The sequence below is a fragment of the Pseudarthrobacter sp. 05T312 genome, from assembly GCF_056396685.1.
Window position 1 is genome coordinate 51,339 of sequence record NZ_JBFTLY010000016.1, and the last position, 17,830, is coordinate 69,168.

General features: G+C 63.2%; 16 protein-coding genes. 14 read left to right on the forward strand and 2 right to left on the reverse strand.

What is annotated here, in order from left to right:
• Positions 1-57 precede the first annotated feature (57 nt).
• A complete protein-coding gene (locus AC1DIP_RS17175; protein ID WP_477734464.1) occupies positions 58-720 on the forward strand; it encodes a phosphatase PAP2 family protein in 663 nt (220 codons plus the stop codon).
• Positions 721-780: 60 nt separating this feature from the next.
• On the opposite strand, the gene AC1DIP_RS17180 is transcribed toward AC1DIP_RS17175, so the two are convergent.
• Together AC1DIP_RS17180 and AC1DIP_RS17185 are read right to left on the reverse strand one after the other, a co-directional pair.
• Positions 781-1,008 carry a helix-turn-helix domain-containing protein gene (locus tag AC1DIP_RS17180; RefSeq protein ID WP_477734465.1) on the reverse strand — a complete coding sequence of 76 codons (228 nt, stop codon included), beginning with the start codon at positions 1,006-1,008 and terminating at the stop codon, positions 781-783.
• Positions 1,008-1,403: a hypothetical protein gene (locus tag AC1DIP_RS17185; protein WP_477734466.1), complete on the reverse strand. Its 396-nt coding sequence runs from the start codon at positions 1,401-1,403 to the stop codon at positions 1,008-1,010. The genes AC1DIP_RS17180 and AC1DIP_RS17185 overlap by 1 nt, the downstream gene beginning before the upstream one ends.
• A 75-nt stretch (positions 1,404-1,478) precedes the next feature.
• Here AC1DIP_RS17185 and AC1DIP_RS17190 point away from each other — a divergent pair, with 75 nt between their 5' ends.
• The 13 genes from AC1DIP_RS17190 (at position 1,479) to AC1DIP_RS17250 (ending at position 17,804) form a co-directional block, all read left to right on the forward strand.
• A complete protein-coding gene (locus AC1DIP_RS17190) occupies positions 1,479-1,790 on the forward strand; it encodes a 4a-hydroxytetrahydrobiopterin dehydratase (RefSeq protein WP_476210840.1) in 312 nt (103 codons plus the stop codon).
• Between the two features lie 161 nt (positions 1,791-1,951).
• Complete coding sequence (locus AC1DIP_RS17195; protein WP_476210839.1) at positions 1,952-2,647, forward strand: hypothetical protein; 696 nt, start codon at positions 1,952-1,954, stop codon at positions 2,645-2,647.
• Positions 2,648-3,222: 575 nt separating this feature from the next.
• A complete protein-coding gene (locus AC1DIP_RS17200; RefSeq protein ID WP_477734467.1) occupies positions 3,223-4,440 on the forward strand; it encodes an arylsulfotransferase family protein in 1,218 nt (405 codons plus the stop codon).
• An 839-nt stretch (positions 4,441-5,279) separates the two neighbouring features.
• The gene (locus tag AC1DIP_RS17205) at positions 5,280-6,803 is read left to right on the forward strand and encodes a glycoside hydrolase family 32 protein (RefSeq protein ID WP_477734468.1); all 1,524 of its coding nucleotides are present in this window, start codon (positions 5,280-5,282) and stop codon (positions 6,801-6,803) included.
• Entirely contained in the window at positions 6,803-7,801 is a 999-nt protein-coding gene (locus AC1DIP_RS17210; protein WP_477734469.1) for an aldo/keto reductase family protein, read from the forward strand. Before AC1DIP_RS17205 ends, AC1DIP_RS17210 begins: the two co-directional genes overlap by 1 nt.
• A 151-nt stretch (positions 7,802-7,952) precedes the next feature.
• Positions 7,953-9,023: a LacI family DNA-binding transcriptional regulator gene (locus AC1DIP_RS17215; protein WP_477734470.1), complete on the forward strand. Its 1,071-nt coding sequence runs from the start codon at positions 7,953-7,955 to the stop codon at positions 9,021-9,023.
• Positions 9,024-9,102: 79 nt separating this feature from the next.
• Positions 9,103-10,776 carry an ABC transporter substrate-binding protein gene (locus AC1DIP_RS17220; protein ID WP_477734471.1) on the forward strand — a complete coding sequence of 558 codons (1,674 nt, stop codon included), beginning with the start codon at positions 9,103-9,105 and terminating at the stop codon, positions 10,774-10,776.
• A gap of 125 nt (positions 10,777-10,901) precedes the next feature.
• A complete protein-coding gene (locus tag AC1DIP_RS17225; protein ID WP_477734472.1) occupies positions 10,902-11,879 on the forward strand; it encodes an ABC transporter permease in 978 nt (325 codons plus the stop codon).
• Between the two features lie 32 nt (positions 11,880-11,911).
• Positions 11,912-12,838 (forward strand): ABC transporter permease, encoded by a 927-nt coding sequence (locus AC1DIP_RS17230; RefSeq protein ID WP_477734473.1) that lies wholly within the window; start codon positions 11,912-11,914, stop codon positions 12,836-12,838.
• The gene (locus AC1DIP_RS17235; RefSeq protein WP_477734474.1) at positions 12,835-13,788 is read left to right on the forward strand and encodes an ABC transporter ATP-binding protein; all 954 of its coding nucleotides are present in this window, start codon (positions 12,835-12,837) and stop codon (positions 13,786-13,788) included. Before AC1DIP_RS17230 ends, AC1DIP_RS17235 begins: the two co-directional genes overlap by 4 nt.
• On the forward strand, positions 13,785-14,867 hold the full coding sequence (locus AC1DIP_RS17240; RefSeq protein WP_477734475.1) for an ABC transporter ATP-binding protein: 1,083 nt from the start codon (positions 13,785-13,787) through the stop codon (positions 14,865-14,867). The genes AC1DIP_RS17235 and AC1DIP_RS17240 overlap by 4 nt, the downstream gene beginning before the upstream one ends.
• 317 nt (positions 14,868-15,184) lie before the next feature.
• Positions 15,185-16,609, forward strand: a complete 1,425-nt coding sequence (locus AC1DIP_RS17245; protein ID WP_476211877.1) for a GH32 C-terminal domain-containing protein — start codon at positions 15,185-15,187, stop codon at positions 16,607-16,609.
• Positions 16,610-16,712: 103 nt separating this feature from the next.
• Entirely contained in the window at positions 16,713-17,804 is a 1,092-nt protein-coding gene (locus AC1DIP_RS17250; protein WP_477734476.1) for a carbohydrate kinase family protein, read from the forward strand.
• The last annotated feature ends 26 nt before the right edge of the window (positions 17,805-17,830 follow it).

Consider the following 17,830-nt stretch of genomic DNA (forward strand, 5'->3'; position numbering starts at 1 on the left):
CGAATGCGCCTGGCCGTCCTGCCACAGGTACGGCACTGGGTTTTGTGGCCTTTCATGATGGGCGTTGCCGTCCTCGTGCTTGGCTTCGGGATGAAGAACCTCCCGGGACCAACTTCATCGGAATTCACGGTGGACCAGTTCTTCAGCGCCCATCACACCCCCGCGCTCAACGCGGTGGCCCTAACCTTTGACACGGTCTTGGGGGACCTCATCGGCGCGGTTCTGCTCGCCGTCGTAAGCCTCTATTTGTTGGTTGTCCGCCGTGCCCCCGTAAACGCCGTTGCCTTCGGGGCCGTTACCGCAGTCGGTTGGCTGTCCTGCCACCTGGTCAAAGCTGCTGTGGCACGCCCCCGGCCCGATCAATCAATGCTGGCGGATCCGCTAATTGCCGCGCCAGACACCCACAGCTTCCCCAGCGGCCAAGTCTGTCTTGCCACCGCCGTAGCCTTCGCCCTGTACTACCTTGCACGGGGGACACGGTGGCAGAAGCCATCCCTTGGATTGGGAATCATATTCGTCCTGGTGGTGGCCTGGTCCCGGCTCTACCTTGGCGTCCACTACCCCACCGACGTCCTCGCTTCCGTCGCCACGACCACCGCTGCCATCCTTTTCTTCTCGGGCCTCTGGAACCGGTATGCGCGAGCCATCTTGAGCAGAATCAGGCCGCTTGAGTGGTTGGGCCCCATTCCGCCCCGCACTGGTGCAGCACCGAACCCGTAGGCAGGGCGTTTCTCCCCAGCGGCGTGGCGGGCCCTTCGCTCGCGGGATCCGTGCGTGGAATCACGGCTGGAGCGCGACCGTCAGTAAATCACCGACCTGGCAGTCGAGCACTTCACAGATTGCCGTCAGGGTCGAAAACCGGATGGCGTTCGCACGGTCGTTCTTGAGCATAGACAGGTTTACCAGGCTGACCCCGACCCGCCTGCTGAGCTCTGTCAAGGCCATGCCGCGGTCCGTGAGCAGGTCATCCAGGTGGCAGTGGATGTGCGACGGCGCCTCGGAGGGCATCAGACCAGTCCCTCGGTGTCTTTCTGGAGCCGCCGGCCGTACTCGAAGACTCCCGCGATGAGGACCAAGGCAATGCCCACGATTATCGGGGTCAGGTTGATGTCTGCCGAGAAGATCCCGGCCTCCCCTGCAGCCCAGGCCTTCGCACCGATCATTTCGGCAAGCTGACTCAGCACACCCGCGCACGCCAGGCTTACGGCAGGACCTGCAGGAAGAACCGGCATCGTCGCTTCCATCGAGATGAAGTGACCAGCCGCCCCCAGCGAAAGATCTGCGGCAGTCTGCTTTGAGCCGGCCACCGGAACGTCCAGCATCACCGGCCCCGTAAACAGCCCGACGGTACTCGATACAGTCAGCCAAGTAGTTATAAGGGCTGCAACCACTGAACTGGCCATCCGCCCGCCTCCCCCTTTCCCAGGCAGAGGCTCCAGGGGTAGCCGACGGCGGCTCTCCGGAGCCATGATGGCACTATGACTGATCCCCAGCGGAAGCTGTCCGCCGCAGAGCTCTCCGAAGCGGGGCTCACGGGCTGGCGCATGACCGGCGAGACCCTCACCGCCGCCTTCAGGACCCGGAAGTTCTCCACCGGGCTGGAGTTCGTGAACCGCATCGGCGCCTCCGCCAAGGAGGCCAACCACCACCCTGACCTCACGCTCACCTACCCGCAGGTAACCGTCACGCTCTCGAGCCATGACGTCGGCGGGATCACCAGCCGCGACGTCGATCTCGCCCGCACCATCAGCGGCCATGCGGCCGACCTCGGCGTCGCCACCGCGGAGTGAGCTGGAGGGGAACGTCGAGGCGCTGCGCGATCTTTTACGGAATCCTTACTTTCGGCCTTTGAGATACGAATGGGACCCGCAAGAGTCGGAAATCGGCGTAAGGGCTCGCAGGATCTCGTCTGTGAATCGAATCCGAGAGGTTCCGTGCCTACACTCCTGCTATGACCATGGAAAGCGAACAGCAAGCCCGTGCGGAGCATCGCTGGCCAGCAGTCGTCGGCTTGCTGATCGCGTTGGCCCTGTATGCGACGCTGCCCACGACCTTCCTGCCGACTGTTCGCCTGGCTGTCGTCATCGTCGGCGTCGGTCTGCTGATCCCACTCGTTGCCTTGAATCCCCGGCGCCTTACCCGCGAAACGCGCTGGTCCCGGTATCTTTCCGTTGGCCAAGCGCTGCTGCTGGTCACGGCCAATGAGGCCGCCCTTGTTCAGCTGGTCATAGCGCTCACCAAGTCCGCCAGCAGCAACGGACCAACCCTCCTATTGGCTGCACTTCAGGTATGGGTCACGAACGTCATCGCCTTCGCCTTGGTCTACTGGGAGTTGGACCGTGGCGGCCCCGTCTCACGACGGCACACCCCGCGCCACGAACTACCTCGGGCGGACTTCCGCTTCCCACAGGACGAAGACCACGACGCCGTCAAGGAAGTAGCCGCCAGGTCGTCAGTCAAGACCGGCTGGACTGCTTCGTTCGTTGACTACGTTTACTTCTCGCTGTCCAATTCCATGGCCTTCAGCCCCACGGACACCATGCCTCTCTCTGCACGGGCGAAATCCCTCATGGGGCTGGAGGCCTTTGGAGGCTTCGTGCTGCTGGCGCTCGTCATCGCGCACGCAGTATCTCTGCTCGCCCAATAAAACCCTGCCCTGCCGCCAGCGGAACCGGCCGTGGCACATGAGCGGATTATTATGACATCCGGCGTCCACCAAACGATCCCTGCCCCTCTCCGCAGGCGGCCCATTGTCCTTTGCAGTGTCACAGCCGATCCAAAGGTTGATCGAGGCCTGGGCATAGGCTTCAAGCATATTTTGAGCCTGTGGATGTGAAAGAAGATCCCGCAAGCGAAGACGGACATGGCCGAGGGTCCTACCCCGAGCCTGGGAGAGACGCAGCCGGGGGCTGGCCGCACCTGAGCCGGCGCAGGTTCCTTCACGGCGCTTACCTTGTCGGCACGGGGGCCTTGGTGACCGCAGGTTTCTCAAAAGCCGGGTTACTCCCTGTTCTGGCCGCAGGCCAAGTCAGTCAAGCATCTCCCGGAGCTCCGGCCACGCCCGCGCCCTTGCCAACTGCAGAAGTACTCTCCGCACCACCCGACCGGTCGTTCCTGAGCACCCACCTGACAGCGCCGCATGTGACCGCGTGGTCGACCGACGCCCCAGCATCTGGGCTGCTTTTTACGGGCCCGATGGGGCATGGTTCCAACGGGCTGATCATGAATGATGCCGGCGAACCGGTGTGGATGGAGCCAACAGGGGCGGGCGTCATGGACCTCAGGGCGCAGACTTTCGAAGGCAAGCCTGTACTCACCTTTTGGACCGGCACCGGAATCGGAGGCCATGGGCTGGGCAAGGGCGTGATCATGGACAGCGCCTACCGCACAATCCACGAAGTCCAGACCGGAAACGGGATCCAGGCAGACCTCCACGAATTCACACTAACGCCCGCCGGGACAGCCCTGTTGACGTCCTACCCAACCATCCAGCAGGACCTGAGCGCGGTAGGTGGCCCCGCTGCCGGCTATATATACAACTGCCATGTACAGGAAGTGGAGGTACGCACCGGCGCTGTCCTGTTGGACTGGAACGCCCAGGACCATATACCGCTCACCGATTCCTACCTGCGACCACAGGATGACCCGAACAGCGACGGAACGAGCGCGGCGAAAGCCTACGACCCATACCACCTCAATTCCGTGGACGCGGACGGAAACTCGCTACTGATCTCCGCACGGCATACGCACACCCTCTATCTCGTTGACCGGACCACCGGAAATGTCAGGTGGCGCATGGGCGGGAAGCACAGCGACTTCAGCCTTGGACCGGACGCTCAATTTGCTTGGCAGCATGACGCGCGCCGGCAACCGGACGGCTCAATCAGCATGTTCGATAACCATTACGACGCCGGCGGCACAGGAACCTCCCGCGGCTTGGTTCTCGCCGTCAACGAAACAACGCGGACCGCCGTCACACAACGGCAGTTCACCCACGCCGGGCACCGCGGCAACGCGATGGGCAGTGTCCAACAACACCTGCCTAACGGAAACATCCTGGTGGGCTGGGGAACAGACCCCGCCGTCACAGAATTCACAGCAGACGGCACAGCAGTTTACGAGGCCACCAGGGTAGGCAGCGGATCTTACCGCGCCTACCGCAGCCCCTGGACTGCGCAACCCGAAACGCTCCCCGATCTGGCAGCAGTACCGGGAAATGGGTCCACGATGCAGGTCTACGCCAGCTGGAACGGGGCCACAGAAGTCACCAAATGGCGTTTCTTCACCGGAACCACCGCCGACGAACTCAGTGAGGCCGGAACCTCTCCGAAACGCGGCTTCGAAACATCAACAGCGGTCGCCGCCGCCCCCTACCTCGCAGTACAAGCGCTGGACAAGAACGGCGCCCCACTGGCCACCTCCACCACCATCGCCGTCTGACGTTTCACCGCGGCCCTAGACAATGATCCGCACCCCAGCGTCACGTTCCTGCTTAGCCGGCAATCACAAGAGGGTCCGCACAGTCTAAATTCCTGGACGTCACTGACGTGCCTTCACAGGGCCGACGTCTTCACAGGGACCGTGTATGTCATTGGCGAAGCGCCGGTCACAGAGAAGGTGACCGGTGCTTCGGTTCAACAGGCACCGCCGGCGGGGTCTACTTAGCCATACCCCTTTTACGCCCGTGTCACCGACGGAAAGCCGGCTTACACCCGTTGACACCTCCAAGTAACGCGGGTAACCTAGACGTCAGCACCTAGTAACGCGCGTTACCAAAATCGCAGCCCCGGAAGCGCCCCGCGGGCCGTCGCTCGAAAGCTGAAGGTCTTCTGGGAAAACCCGCCTACAAGGCACCCGCACATCAGTTCCCGAGCAGACGGCGGCGGGACAGTCACGCCTGGAGCGGCGTGAGCCGTAATACTCTCGCGCCCGGAGTGTTGGCAGAGAACATACTGCCGCCGCCCCAGCAGCAGGACAGTCGGTCACTGCCAACCAGCAGTTCATCGACTGCCTGCTGCTGGAACGCTCTTCGGCCAGACCGCGAAATCAACGTCGAAGAGCAATCCCCCACCCACCCTTCACCTTGCAAATGAAGACAGGAGAGAGACAACCATCATGACACAAGCTCCATTTTCAGGCCGCTCCAGCCATGCCCCCAGTTCCAGTTATCCGGAAAGCCCTTAACTGCGGCAGCAACTGCGGCGCGCTCGGGACCGATTCCGGGCTGCTCCACTGGACAAAAGCACTGCTCCTCGGGGGTCCGCGAACTTCCTTCGGCCATGAAACGAGAACAATTGAACAGCACTTCTTCCACCATCGACACCTATCGGCCGGTGATGCATTACGCCGCCAGGGATACGTGGCTCAATGACCCCAATGGGCTGGTCTTCCATGAGGACACGTACCACCTTTATTACCAGAACAATCCCTTCGGAAACGTGCACGGCAACATGTCCTGGGGCCATGCGACCTCGACGGACCTGGTCAGTTGGAGCGAACAACCGGTCGCGATCCCGTGCGATCAGTCCGAGGAGATCTACTCCGGCAGCATTGTGGTTGATACCGGAAACACCAGCGGGTTCGGCACAGACGGGCACGACCCCTTGGTGGCCATCTACACCAGCGCGTACAAGCCGGGCTCCCTCCATCAAGGCACCCAGGCCCAGTCCATCGCGTGGAGCACGGACGGCGGCTACACCTGGACCAAGTACGCCGGCAACCCGGTCCTCACCCGAAAGTCACCGGAATTCCGGGACCCCAAGGTCTTCCGCTACACCGGCCCGGCGGGCAACTACTGGGTCATGGTGGCCGTGGAAGCACACGACTTCAGCGTCCTGCTTTACCGCTCCTACGACCTCAAGAACTGGGAGTACCTCAGCACCTTCGGCCCCGCCAACGCCACCGGCGGGATCTGGGAATGCCCGGACCTCTTTGAACTGCCCCTGGACAACGACGCGGCAGCAATGAAGTGGGTGCTGACGGTGAACATGAACCCCGGCGGCCCCAACGGCGGGTCCGCCGGGCAGTACTTCGTGGGAGAGTTCGACGGCGTCACTTTCAGTTCCGAAACAACCCTCACCGAGGGGATGCAGGATCCGGAGCGCGTGCCCGACTACCAGTGGCTGGACTGGGGCCGGGACTACTACGCCGCCGTCTCGTTCAGCAACGTTCCGGACGGACGGCGGCTAATGATCGGCTGGATGAACAACTGGCAGTACGCCAACCAGATTCCCACGTCGCCCTGGCGCAGCCCCATGAGCCTGGTCCGGGACGTATCCCTCGTTACCGTGAACGGGCAACCGCGGCTCCAGCAGCACCCCGTGCCGGAGTTAAGGGCAACTTCGAGGCCCGGTCCCGTGCAACGGGTCACCGTAAACGGGCCGACGCCGGTTGGGGGCGGCACGGCAGTACAGCTTATGGACATCACCTTTTCCCCTGGCGACGCCGAGGAGTTCGGCCTCGTGGCCAGAGGGTCAGCGGACGGGGCGGTCGGGACACGGATCGGGATCCGCCCCCGCAGCGGGGACCTCATCGTAGACCGCAGCCGCTCCGGTGACACGGGCTTCCACGAAGCCTTCCCGTCCGCCAGCCGCGCCCCAATTGCGGCCGGCGGGGATGGCAACTACACCCTGCAGATCTTCATCGACCAGTGCTCGGTGGAAGTATTCGCGAACGACGGGCTCGTTTCCGTGACCGAATTGATCTTTCCCGAGGCCGGCCAAACATCCCTTGCCCTCTACTCCACCGGCGGTACAGCCAACGCTGTGCTTCAACTCACCAACTTCGGACAGGACGACTCTTAATGGAACACCGAAAACTGGGATCTTCCGGCATGTACATCAGCGAAATCGCCTACGGAAACTGGGTCACCCACGGTGAGCAGATCGACCAGGCCGCTGCGACGCAGTGCGTCAAGCAGGCACTGGAGTTAGGCATCACCACCTTCGACACCGCCGACGCCTACGCTGGAACCCGGGCCGAGGAAGCCCTGGGTGAGGCACTCAAAGGAACACGCCGTGAAAGCGTGGAGATCTTTACCAAGGCCTACTTCCCCACCGGAGATGGCCGGAACGACCGCGGCCTGTCCCGCAAGCACGTCATGGAGTCCATCGACGCATCGCTCCGCCGACTCCAGACTGACTACGTCGACCTCTACCAGGCGCACAGGTACGACTACGAGACCCCGCTGGAAGAGACCATGCAGGCCTTTGCCGATATCGTCAGGGCGGGGAAGGCGCACTATGTCGGGGTGTCAGAGTGGACGACGGACGAGATGCGCGCCGGTGTTGCCCTTGCCAAGGACCTTGGTGTCCAGCTCATCTCCAACCAGCCGCAGTATTCCATGCTGTGGCGCGTCATCGAACAGGAAATCGTTCCCTTGAGCGAAGAACTGGGCATCGGCCAGATCTGCTGGTCCCCACTCGCCCAGGGAGTCCTCACGGGCAAGTACACCCCCGGTGCGGCGGCCCCGCAAGGCTCCCGCTTCCGAGGCGACAACGGCGAACTGAAAAATGACCACCGCTTCCTTGACGAGGACATCCTCACCCGTGTCCAACAACTGAAGCCCCTGGCAGAGGAGACCGGACTGTCCATGGCGGCCTTCGCGGTCGCATGGGTACTGCAAAACCCCAACGTCTCGGCAGCCATCGTGGGAGCATCCCGGCCCGAGCAACTCGTCGACAACGTCCGGGCCGCGGGAGTCAAACTCGACCCGGAACTGCTCCTGAGGATTGATGACATCCTCGGCCCAGTCATCGAAAAAGATCCGGGGAAGGTCGAGTCCTTCAAGACCCGCCCATAACCGCCACCTAAGAAATGTATTGACACCTCTTAGTAACGCGGGTAACTTAGATCACAGCCGGAGGTAACGCGAGTTACTAGACGCAAATCACCACGTTACATCCGCATCAAAACTGGCACCCCCAGCTCAATGAAGACCTCTGGAGCATTCAATGGCGAAGACCTTCTCCCCCGGCAAAGCCGGCACCACCCGGCAGCGTGGCGTCACCATGAATGACGTAGCCAAGCATGCCGGAGTATCCCGGACGGCTGTTTCATTCGTGCTGAACAACCGCGAAGACGCCAGCATCTCGGAGGAGACACGGACCCGCATTGCTGACGCGGTTCAGGCATTGGGCTACCGCCCGAATGCCGGGGCGAGGGCGCTGGCATCCCAGCGCAGCGACTGGTACGGCATCGTTACGGAGATCGTCACCGCACCGTTCGCCGTAGACATCATCAAAGGTGCCCAGGACCAGGCCTGGATTGACCGCCGGTTTCTCCTGATCGCCCCGTCAGACCAGGGTGATACGGACGGAACCAACCAGGGAATGGAAGATGCTGCTGTTGAGAAGCTGCTGGAACAGCGGGTGGAAGGCCTGCTGTACGCCGCTACACACCACCGCGGCGTCCATGTGCCCCGCAGCGCACACGAAGTACCCACCGTCCTCGTCAACTGCTTCGACCTGGACGGGAAGCTGCCCTCAATCGTCCCTGACGAACGCACGGGCGGACGGGTCGCCGTCGAACGCCTCCTCCACGCTGGCCACACCAGGATCGGTGTGATCAACCTGGATCCGGGAATCCCGGCAGCCGTCGGGCGACTGCAGGGCGTCCAGGAAGCCCTGGCCGGCGCGGGTCTTGACCTCGATCCGGAGCTGGTCGTAGCCGGGTATGCGACAGCAGACGGCGGCTACGACGCTGCCTGCCAGATCCTTGATCGATACCCGGCCAAGGACAGGCCGACCGCCCTTTTTTGCCTCAATGACCGCATGGCCATGGGCGCTTACGACGCCATCAAGGAACGTGGCCTGACCATCCCCGGCGACATCGCCGTGATCGGCTTCGACAACCAGGAACTCATCGCGGCCTACCTCAGGCCCAAGCTGACCACCGTTGCGTTGCCGTTCGAAAAGATGGGCGCTCTGGGAGTCCAGACGCTCGCCGCCCTTACAGCCGGACAGCCGATCACTGCCAACCAGCAGTTGGTCGACTGTCCGCTGCTAGAACGCTCTTCGGTCTGACCGCGAAATCAACGTCGAAGAGCACATCCCCCACCCACCCTTCACCTTGCTGATGAAGACAGGAAGAGATAACCCCATCATGACACAAACCAGGTTCTTCAAGTCCGCCCGCGTTGCCGCGGCCGGACTGGCTGTAGGCGCGATGCTGCTGACCGGCTGCGCCGCGACCGGCAACAAGTCCGGCGGCACCGACGCTGCGGCCAACGCCAGCGCGTTCCTCACTATCCCCCGCGAAGACATGGGCACGTTCGTGCAGAACTTCAACCCGTTCGCACCGACCGTGAACCCCATGGTCCAGCAGTCGATTTACGAGTCCCTCCTGGTCTTCAACCCGGCCCAGGGAAACACGGTGCCGTGGCTCGCCACCGACTGGAGGGCAGCCGACGACGGCAAGTCCATCACCTTCACCTTGCGTGACGGTGTGAAGTGGTCCGACGGCCAGCCGTTCGTTGCCGACGACGTCGCCTACACATTCGAGCTTCAGAAAAAGCTGAAGGGCGGCTACGAGTACCTCGATAGCGTGACTGCCGAAGGCAGCAAGGTCACCTTCAACTTCAACAAACCCTGGTCTCCGGCCCTGTACGACGTCGGCCAGCTCAGCATCCTCCCCAAGCACATCTGGTCCGCACTGGCCGACCCGGAGAAGGACGCCAACGCCAAACCGGTGGGCACCGGACCTTACACCGAGGTGGACAACTTCCAGGCCCAGTCCTTCGTGCTGAAGAAGAACCCCAACTACTGGCAGCCGGAGAAGCAGAAGATCGCCGGCATCAAGATGCTTGCCTTCGCAGGGAACGACGGCGCCAACCTCGCCGCCGCCAACGGCGACGTGGACTGGGCCCCCCAGTACATACCGAACATCGAAAAGACGTTCGTCTCCAAGGACAAGGACCACCGGCACTACTGGTTCCCACCCACGGGCGCCATGATCAACTGGCAGCTCAACACCACCAAGGCGCCCTTCAACGATGTGGATGTGCGCAAGGCGCTGAGCATGGCCGTGGACAGGGACCAGGTCACCAAGATCGGCATGAGCGGCTACGCCCAGCCGGCCGACTGCACCGGCCTCTCCGGCAACTACGAGACCTGGAAGAACAGCCAGGTCAAGGACAACTGCACCTGGACCAACCACGACGTCCAGAAGGCCAATGACCTGTTGGACAAGGCCGGCTACCCGAAGGGTCCCGACGGCAAGCGCACGCTCAAGGACGGCAAGCCGTTCGAGTTCAGGATCTCCGTGGGTGCGACTTCGTCCGACTGGCTTTCGGTAGCCAACGTGATTTCCCAGAACCTCGCAGAAGTCGGAGTAGCCGCAAAGGTGGACTCCCCGGACTGGGCCGCTGTGGTGTCAGGGTACGAAACGGGCGACTTTGACTCGGGCATCGTGTGGAGCGCCAACGATCCGAGCCCGTACAAGTACTTCAACGCCTCCATGGGCTCCTCAACGGTGAAGCCGGTGGGCACCAAGGCGTCGGATAACTACCACCGTTTCGGGGACCCCAAAGCCGATGCCCTGCTGGCACAGTTCGCTGCCACCACGGACCAGTCCACGCAGAAGGACATCGCCAACAAGCTCCAGGAAGAATACAACGACGTCGCACCACTGGTGCCGCTCTTCTCCGGCCCTGAGTGGGGTGCGTACAACGACACGCACTTCACCGGCTGGCCCACCCCGGACAACCCTTACGCCACCCTCTCGGTCCGCGCACCCTCTACGGTTCTCGTGCTGACCAGCCTGGAACCGCGCAAGTAGCGACCCACCGAGCCTGAGGCCCACCTGGCCCCGCGCCATTTGGCGCCCGACGGCCTGGCCTATGCCACCGGCCGGCCGTCGGGCGTACCCCACAATCTTGACCACTCCCGAATTGGAGGGAAACCGTGCGCTTCATCCTGCGCCGCCTGGGTTTCTACCTGATCGCCTTTTGGGCATCCATTACCCTGAATTTCCTGCTCCCGCGCTTCATGCCCGGGGACCCCGTCTCACGAATGTTTGCCCGCACCCAGGACAGAATGCAGCCCGAACAGCTCGAGGCACTGCGCAAGCTCCTCGGAGTGGACGACCGGCCAATTTGGGAGCAGTACGCCGGCTACCTCCAGAACGTCCTCACCGGGCAGATGGGCGTATCCATAACCCGATTCCCCACACCCGTCACCGAGGTCATCTCGTCCCAGATCGGCTGGACCCTGCTGCTCGGCGGGACAGCACTGGTGATAGCCGCCGTCGTGGGAAACCTGCTGGGCATCCTCGCAGCGTGGCGCCGCGGCGGCGCCGTCGACTCGGCGCTGCCTCCCCTACTGGTCTTCATCGGATCGTTCCCCTATTTCTGGCTCGCAATGGGCGCCCTGTACCTGTTCGGCGTGGTGCTGGGCTGGTTCCCCATCCGGCACGCGTTCACCGACGGCCTCGAGCCCGGCTTCACCACCGAGTTCATTGGCGACGTCGCCGCCCACCTGGTACTCCCGGCGCTCACAATCGTCCTGGTCTCCATCGGCGGATGGATGCTCGGCATGCGGAACACGATGATCGCCACCAACTCCGAGGACTACATCACCATGGCCGAAGCGAAGGGACTGCGCCCGGGACGCATCATGCTCCGCTACGCCGCCCGGAACGCCATGCTTCCCTCCGTCACCAGCTTCGGCATGGGACTGGGCTTCGTAGTGGGCGGCGCGCTTCTCACCGAGGTCGTGTTCGCGTACCCCGGCGTCGGCTACCAGCTCCTCAACGCCGTCCAGGGCCTGGACTACCCCCTTATGCAGGGCCTGTTCCTCACCATCACCGCTGCCGTGCTGCTGGCGAACTTCCTGGTGGACATCCTCTACGTCCGCCTCGACCCCCGCGTGCGCAGCAACTGAGCCTTGCGTACCCAGTCACCAAGGAATCCATCATGACCAGCGTTATCCTCCAGCAGCCAACCGAAGAAAAAGCTGCCCGCAAGACCAACCGCGGCTTCATACACGGACTCATCACCAACAAGAAAGCCACGACAGGCATGGCCATCATGCTCGTCTTCATCGTCCTGGCGCTGGCCGCGCCCGTGCTGTTCCCCGGAGACCCCTCCCGGATCACCGGGATGGCCTCACTGGAACCGGACAGCGAGCACTGGCTCGGAACCACCGCCAAGGGCCAGGACGTGCTCGCCCTGACCGTCCACGGCGCCAGAAGTTCCCTGCTGGTGGGCCTTACCGTCGGGTTTGCGTCCACTTTTATCGGGATCCTCGTTGGGCTCGCCTCGGCCTATTTCGGCAAATTCATCGACGAAGCCTTGTCGCTGCTGACCAACGTCTTCCTCCTCCTTCCCGGCCTGCCGCTGCTCGTCATCCTGGCCGCATTCCTGCCCCCTGGACTGGGAACCGTGATCCTGGTACTCACGGTGACAGGATGGGCCGGATCGGCACGCGTTCTCCGGTCACAGGCCCTGTCCATCCGCTCCAAAGACTTCGTCGCTGCCGCCGTTGTCTCCGGTGAAAGCGCCGGCCGCATCATGTTCCGGGAGATCCTGCCAAACATGGCATCGATCGTGATGGGAACACTGCTCGCCTGCGTCATCTACGGCATTGGGGCCCAGGCAGGCCTGGAATTCCTTGGACTGGGTGATGTCAGCACCGTCTCCTGGGGCAACAACCTCTTCTGGGCCGGAAACGAAGGTGCCCTGCTCACCGGAAGCTGGTGGGTCTTCATCCCCTCCGGCCTGTGCATCGCCCTGGTGGCGTTCGCCCTGGCCCTCATCAACTACGCCGTCGACGAAGTAACCAACCCCCGGCTGCGGAAGATCCGCAAGCCCGCCACCACCGAAAGGAGCGCCCTCAAGTGACCGTTTCCCAAACCTCCTTCGGCTCCCACGAACCGGTTCTCGACGTCAGGAACCTCACCGTCAAGTACATCGGCGACACCCGCTCGACCACGGCTGTGGACGACGTCTCCTTCAGCATCGGCGCCGGGGAAGTTTTCGGGCTGGCCGGCGAATCCGGGTGCGGAAAATCAACCATCGCGAACTCAATCATGCGGCTGCTCAAGGACCCGGCGAACATCGCTGCCGGCAGCATCTCTTTCGGGGGCAAGGACGTGCTGGCCATGAACCAGGACGAACTGCGCCGTTTCCGCTGGCAGGACGTTGCCATGGTGTTCCAGTCGGCCATGAACTCGTTGAACCCGGTGCTGACCATCGGGGAGCAGATGGCAGACATCTTCACGACACATGCCGGCTACTCGCGTCAAGAATCTCTTCGACGCGCAGCACAGCTCCTGGAGCTCGTGCGGATCGATCCGACCCGCCTCAGGTCCTATCCGCATCAACTCTCCGGCGGAATGCGGCAGCGCGCCGTCATCGCCATGGCCGTGGCCCTGAAGCCATCACTGCTCATTCTGGACGAGCCCACCACCGCCCTGGACGTGGTGGTGCAGCAGGAAATTATGGCCCAGATCAAGGACCTCCAGCGTGAACTGGGCTTCTCTGTCCTGTTCATCACCCACGACATGTCGCTGATGGTGGAACTCTCACACCGCATGGCCGTCATGTACGGCGGCCGGATCGTGGAGACCGCCAAAGCCCACGACATCTACACCACGCCCAGGCACCCCTACACCCAGGCCCTCATGGGCGCGTTCCCGCCGCTTACCGGCCCGCGTGTCCCGCTGACGGGCCTGCCCGAAGGCGTTAAGTTCCAGAACATCCCGGACCTTGCCGAAGTGGCGCCCGGCCACTTCGTGGCCCCGTTTGCCGCCGACGCCGAAGCCGCCGTTTATGAAGGAGCAGCACAATGAGCCACGCCGTTCACTCCCCGGCACGCTGCGATGTGTCGACCCAGACACCTGCACTCGAGGTGCGCGGACTGGGCAAGACATTCCACACCGGCGGCCTGTTTTCCAGCCAGGCAGTCCGCGCGCTGCACGGGGTCGACCTGACCATCGGCCGCGGCGAAATCGTCGCACTCGTCGGGGAATCCGGCTCGGGCAAAAGCACCCTGGCCCGGTGCGTCGCCCGGCTCGAGAAACCCGGCGAAGGCGCTATCCTGCTCGACGGCGTTGACGTTCTCAAACGCGACCGGTTCCAGGCCTCCAGGTCATTCCGCGCCCAGCTGCAGATGGTCTTCCAGGACCCGTTTGGCTCCCTTAACCCCGCCCACCGGATCGAGCACTTCCTCCGGCGGTCCCTCACTATCCACGGCAAGGGCGGCACCGGCCAAGGTTCCGAAGCGCAGACGAGGCGCCGCCTCGAAGAGCTTATGACCACCGTAGGGCTCCAGGCCGACATGCTCGACTCCTACCCCCACGAGCTCTCCGGCGGGCAGCGTCAACGGGTGGCGATCGCACGCGCCTTGGCCGTCGAACCAGAAGTCATCCTCGCCGACGAACCGACGTCCATGCTGGACGTATCGGTCCGCATCGGCGTGCTTAACCTAATGCGGAAGCTGCGCGACGAGCAGGGCATTTCCATGCTCTACATCACCCACGACCTCGCCTCCGCCCGGTACCTCGCGGACCGGACTGCCGTCATGTTTGCCGGCGAAATCGTGGAAGAGGGCGAGTCCTTGGACCTGCTGGCCAACCCGGCCCACCCCTACACGCAATTGCTGGTCTCAGCCGTCCCGGACCCAGCCCGGGCCGGATCCTACGACCCCGTTCACCGCGCCAAACTAAGGCAGGCCGTCATGGCTTCCACCACCTGCGCCTTCGAGGACCAAACCGACCAACGCTGCTCAGCAGAAGAACCTGTTCGGCACCAGGTGGGCGACCCGCTGAACCGTCACTGGGTCCGCTGCCACCTCTACCGGCCAAGAGCCGGGGCCGGCGGCCACGCACTGGCGACGGAACCCTTGCCGGAACCTCAGCCCGCAGGCTGAAGTTCTTCGTTCCAGAACTTGCCCTTCCTGTCCCCCTAGCAGGACGCACAAAAGATTAGGCCCAAACAGCGGCCCCTTCTGCGCTGCCCAAAAACATCAACATTCACGCACTGGCAGCGCCGAAGCTGCCCACCGAAAGGTCACTGATGGAAAACTCACCCGCCGTCTCCCGGCGTTCCCTCCTGACCGGAAGCGGGGCCGTCGCCCTCACCGGATCGCTCGCACTCTCAACGTCATTCGCCCAGTCAGCGACAGCGGCACCCCCAAACGCTCCTAACACCGCCCCGGCCAAGCCGCCCTTCAAAGGACCAACCCGCATGCGCCCGACCTATCACTTCAGCGTCCCCGACAACTGGAAGAACGACCCCCAGCGGCCCATCTTCATCGACGGCGAATACCACTACTACTACCTCTACAACGGCGATTACCTGCAGGGTGGTGGAGGCACATCGTGGCGGCGCGCGACCACCACCGACCACGTCTCCTTCCGCGACCGCGGCGTCGCCATTCCAAAGTTCAGCAACGACAACGGCGACTGCTGGTCAGGATGCCTTGTCATCGACGAACGAAACACCGCTGGATACGGCGAGAACGCCGTGATCGCCCTCGTAACGCAGGCACCCCAGGGCCGCCAGGCCCAATACCTCTGGTACTCCACGGACCGTGGGCGCTCGTTCCAACCCGGTGGGGCGGCCCCGGTCCTGCCGAACCCCGGAGTACAGGACTTCCGCGACCCGAAAGTGATCTGGGACGCCGACCGGGGTCAGTGGTTCATGGTCAACGCCGAAGGGCAAAAGCTCGGCTTCTATACATCCCCCAATCTGCGCTCCTGGCAGCGGGTCAGCGAATTCATCCGCACTGATCTGGGGCTGCTTGAGTGCCCCGACCTTTTCCGCATGACCGCCGACGACGGTACCTCGCACTGGATCCTCGGCACGAGCGCCAACGGCAAAGGCCGTGGCCTGCCGGCAACCTACGCCTACTGGACAGGGACCTTCGATGGCACGACGTTCGCTCCCGACCGTGCCGAACCGGAGTGGCTGGACTACGGCTATGACTTCTACGGAGCAGTGACCTATCCCCATCACGACCCGTCCGGAGCAGAGGATGCCACCCTGCGCAGGGCGCTCGGATGGGCGAACTTCTGGGACTACCCCCACAACACCCCGACCCTGGCGACTGACGCGTACAACGGCGACGACATGATTGTGCGTGATGTCCGGCTCAAGAAGGAAGGCGCCAGCTACCACCTCGTCTCAGCCCCGACAGCCGGCCTGAGCGACCACGTCAAACAAAGCCACCGCCTTGGTGACGTGACTGTCACGGGCACCCGGGACCTCGATATCAAGTCACTGGCCTACGACCTGAACTGTGAGCTGAGGTGGGATCCGGCCAGCCCGCCAACCAATGTTGGCCTTGAGATCTGTCGAGCAGACGGTGGGGGCCGGCACGTCGCCGCCGGGGCATTCCTCCCCGGCCCCTTCGCGTACGTCAACCGGAGACCCACCATCAACCCAACCGGCGGGGAAAGCCAGACGCCCCTCGACCCATCGGCAGGGCGGCTCACGCTCCGTATCCTCGTGGACCGGACAAGCGTCGAAATGTTCGTAGGAGACGGGCGGGTGGTGCACTCACACCGGGTGTTCCCCCTGGACGGGGACAACGGCATCCGTCTATATGCGCACGAGGGAACTGCCACCTTCGGCAACCTCACGATCAACGAAATCGGCGCGCTGTCCTAGCTGTACTCCCAGCCCAACGCATGACGCTGCGGGCAGGCCATTCCGGCATCGGCCACCGAAGTGCCTGCCCGCTCCCCTACCATCACCTGCCGGAGAGAAGATCATGGCACGCCCCAAAACATCTCCCCATGACACCCAACGCTTCCTGGACGTCCTGGTTGTCGGAGAAGCACTCGTCGACGTGGTCACCACTCCGGACGGCCAGGTTGAGCATCCCGGTGGATCGCCGGCCAACGTCGCCTACGGCCTCGGGCTTTTGGGCGTCTCCACCGGACTGCTGACGGCCATCGCCCCGGACCCACGCGGCACACTGATAGAAGAGCACCTGCGCCAGGCAGGCGTGACTCTCCTGCCCGGATCAAAGCTTCTCGCGCGCACTGCAACGGCCGCAGCAATCCTTGGGCCTGACGGCTCTGCGGAGTACAGGTTCGACATCCACTGGGAACTGCCACCAGCAACGCCGGCCTACTTCCCGAGAATCCTCCACACGGGTTCCATAGCCACCTTCCTGGAACCGGGGGCGAGTGCGGTCAAAGCCCTGATCGAACAAGCGCACGCCCAGTGCACCGTCACCTACGATCCGAACATCCGTCCCTCGTTGCTGGGCAGCCATGCGGAAGCGAAAGGGATTTTCGAAGAACTCGTATCCCTGGCCGACGTCGTCAAACTCAGCGACGAAGACGCCCACTGGCTCTATCCCGAGAAGACCCTTGAGGAAACTGCCGACCATATCCTCCGGCTCGGCACCGGCCTGGCAGTCATAACAAAAGGGTCCGAAGGGTCCCAATTCACCTGCGCTGCCGCAGGCATCACAATTCCTGCGGTGAGGGCCACGGTCGTGGACACCATTGGCGCCGGCGACTCCTACATGGCCGCGCTCATCCTGGGCCTTCTCACCCGCGGGACCGAAGGCTTCGCCCCTGCCGTCCTGGAGCAGCTGGGACGCACCGCAGCCACAGCAGCGGCCATCACGGTTCAGCGGACCGGAGCAAACCCTCCCACCCTGAAGGAACTGCAATCCGCGGTCGAAGCACCTTGGCGTCGTCCCGAAGGGCGAGGTGATAGCTGCGAGGTTTCCGATCCGGCGGCCGGTTCACCAGTTGGGCTCCAGCCCCTCGGGCCAGCAACTGGGCTCGTCCATCAGAAGGCTTCTGTCCACCCAGCCGCTTCTCGTTGCAGGCGTTATCTTGATTAAAAAGCTGAGTGCGCTCATAATTGATT

What these genes read in the sequence shown, in the direction of transcription:
- AC1DIP_RS17175 (WP_477734464.1), top strand. Translation starts at nt 58, where the DNA reads ATGGGCGTTGCCGTCCTCGTGCTTGGCTTCGGGATGAAGAACCTCCCG.
- AC1DIP_RS17180 (WP_477734465.1), bottom strand. Translation starts at nt 1,008, where the DNA reads ATGCCCTCCGAGGCGCCGTCGCACATCCACTGCCACCTGGATGACCTG.
- AC1DIP_RS17185 (WP_477734466.1), bottom strand. Translation starts at nt 1,403, where the DNA reads ATGGCCAGTTCAGTGGTTGCAGCCCTTATAACTACTTGGCTGACTGTA.
- AC1DIP_RS17190 (WP_476210840.1), top strand. Translation starts at nt 1,479, where the DNA reads ATGACTGATCCCCAGCGGAAGCTGTCCGCCGCAGAGCTCTCCGAAGCG.
- AC1DIP_RS17195 (WP_476210839.1), top strand. Translation starts at nt 1,952, where the DNA reads ATGACCATGGAAAGCGAACAGCAAGCCCGTGCGGAGCATCGCTGGCCA.
- AC1DIP_RS17200 (WP_477734467.1), top strand. Translation starts at nt 3,223, where the DNA reads ATGAATGATGCCGGCGAACCGGTGTGGATGGAGCCAACAGGGGCGGGC.
- AC1DIP_RS17205 (WP_477734468.1), top strand. Translation starts at nt 5,280, where the DNA reads ATGAAACGAGAACAATTGAACAGCACTTCTTCCACCATCGACACCTAT.
- AC1DIP_RS17210 (WP_477734469.1), top strand. Translation starts at nt 6,803, where the DNA reads ATGGAACACCGAAAACTGGGATCTTCCGGCATGTACATCAGCGAAATC.
- AC1DIP_RS17215 (WP_477734470.1), top strand. Translation starts at nt 7,953, where the DNA reads ATGGCGAAGACCTTCTCCCCCGGCAAAGCCGGCACCACCCGGCAGCGT.
- AC1DIP_RS17220 (WP_477734471.1), top strand. Translation starts at nt 9,103, where the DNA reads ATGACACAAACCAGGTTCTTCAAGTCCGCCCGCGTTGCCGCGGCCGGA.
- AC1DIP_RS17230 (WP_477734473.1), top strand. Translation starts at nt 11,912, where the DNA reads ATGACCAGCGTTATCCTCCAGCAGCCAACCGAAGAAAAAGCTGCCCGC.
- AC1DIP_RS17240 (WP_477734475.1), top strand. Translation starts at nt 13,785, where the DNA reads ATGAGCCACGCCGTTCACTCCCCGGCACGCTGCGATGTGTCGACCCAG.
- AC1DIP_RS17245 (WP_476211877.1), top strand. Translation starts at nt 15,185, where the DNA reads ATGCGCCCGACCTATCACTTCAGCGTCCCCGACAACTGGAAGAACGAC.
- AC1DIP_RS17250 (WP_477734476.1), top strand. Translation starts at nt 16,713, where the DNA reads ATGGCACGCCCCAAAACATCTCCCCATGACACCCAACGCTTCCTGGAC.